We start from the raw sequence: 1800 nt of genomic DNA on the forward strand, positions 1-1800 counted from the left end.
GAATTGCTGTCTACTACAAGAGAAGGAACAAATATGACAGTAATTCCAGATGTTTTAAATGAATGTATCGGTGAGGAGCATTATGTTTATTCTTCTATCGGTACACAGGATGAGTGGATGGAAAAAATAAGATATAGCATGTATTATAGCAGACCGGCGGGTTTGGGTATAAAAACGAAAGGTTTTGACACAATATTTCCATATGGTTCTTCAGGACATTTTGTGAATGTCAGCGGCTATTCGGACATTACAAATCAGGTACGTATTACAGATCCCAATGACGAAACCAATAAAAATGTCTGGTATGATAAATCAGTATTATATGGCGCAAATTCAGACCATTTTAGACAGGCGATTATATGGTAAGGAGGTTTTGCCTTTATCTGTCTTGCCTTTGCGTACTTCTGTTGTGCGGATGTGCCGAAAGGAGGCCGATGATTTTGGAAGAGCCGGATGCCTGTTGGAAAGCGGCAGATACAGAGATTGAAAACTTTTTGCTGGATTCCAATACGAGAGTCAGGGGCGTCAGCGAGGAAGGATTCTATTATTCCAAAGAGACGGCTGATGAGGATGGAAAGCCAATTATAAGTTATTATTATCGTTCGCTGTCCGGGGAGGACATTCTGCTTTATCAGGAAGAATATCAAGGCTATCAGAGCTGGCGTATGATCGGCGCGGATATGATTTTATCAACTAGTATGGCTGATGGCGGAGTGAAGGTGTTGAAATTGACCCCGTCCGGTGAGGCTGTTGAGTTGTTTAGGCAGAATGCGGTACAGTTGCCATATATACAGTGGGCCGCAGGAAGGCTGCTGACGATCAGAAATTATCTCTGGGAAGGCGGCGATTACGAGAACAGGCTGGTATTGTCCGATCTGGGAACAGGAGAGGAAATAATCATTTATCAGGCTGTCATGAAGGAGGAAATCGGAAAAGGCGAGGACATTATCTGTGCGGCTTTAAGTGATAAAGAAGTTTTTTTCGCGGTAGAGGCGTTGGAAGAGGAGTCGGAGTTTTGGCTATATATTTATGAAATAGAGAAGGGAATCATAAGGGAAAGAGTGCGGCTGGGGGAAGAAAGACCGTTGTTTGCGGCTTATGAAGGAGGCAAGGTGTTTCTGTCGCTTACGGATGATTACACCTATCTGCAGGAGGCGGGCAGCATTGGGGAAATTATTGATGGGGAATACCAAGAGCTGAGCAAGGTACCCTTGATCAGCGCTTCTAACCTGATCCGTTATGTGGCGTTTACGAAAGAGGGATTTTTCCTTGCGGGCAATGAATCCGGTTATTTTTGGGACACTGGAAATAACAAAGTGTATGTATATGATTTTACACAGGTGCTGCAGGAGAGTGTAAGCAGAATCTGGCCTTCAGAGCATAGTTTTGCCTGCGTGGTTCAAAAAGGGGACAGATTGTTTTTGCGGACAATTGTCCTGGAGAGAGAGGATTGAAAGCAGGAGCCGGGTACTACAATGAGATTGTGGCCCGGTTCCTGTTTTCGTCTTATGATTGACAGAGAGTGAAAGCAAAGATAAACTGGTTTTATAAGAGGATAAAGGGGAAATCATGATTACAATAGCAGTTTGCGGAAAAGACAGCAAAATGAATCGCTGGCTGAAAGGAAAGCTGGAACAGTGGCTGCAGGAGTACTTTGCTGCCCACAAAACAGAAGTTTATGCCAGCGGCCGGGCATTGCTGCATGAGGCAGAGGAAGGGAAAAAATTTGATCTTGTTTTTTACGGAATGTGAGGGGAGGGTATATGATGCTTTTCGAGTACAGCCCTATCGGTTTATTCC

The 1800-nt window shown here is 44.2% G+C and carries 3 protein-coding genes; all 3 read left to right on the forward strand.

Features of this window, described 5'->3' with window-relative positions; all coding sequences use genetic code 11:
* The coding region (locus AC1WIP_RS15470) for a hypothetical protein (protein ID WP_481142668.1) at positions 1–366 on the forward strand (366 nt) is incomplete at its 5' end.
* A 74-nt stretch (positions 367–440) separates the two neighbouring features.
* Positions 441–1454: a hypothetical protein gene (locus AC1WIP_RS15475; protein ID WP_481142669.1), complete on the forward strand. Its 1014-nt coding sequence runs from the start codon at positions 441–443 to the stop codon at positions 1452–1454.
* Positions 1455–1569: 115 nt separating this feature from the next.
* The gene (locus AC1WIP_RS15480; protein WP_481142670.1) at positions 1570–1752 is read left to right on the forward strand and encodes a hypothetical protein; all 183 of its coding nucleotides are present in this window, start codon (positions 1570–1572) and stop codon (positions 1750–1752) included.
* Positions 1753–1800: the final 48 nt, after the last annotated feature.

The organism is Acetatifactor sp. (assembly GCF_982438285.1).

Coding starts and splice junctions, on each gene's coding strand:
- AC1WIP_RS15480 (WP_481142670.1), top strand. CDS start 1,570: ATGATTACAATAGCAGTTTGCGGAAAAGACAGCAAAATGAATCGCTGG.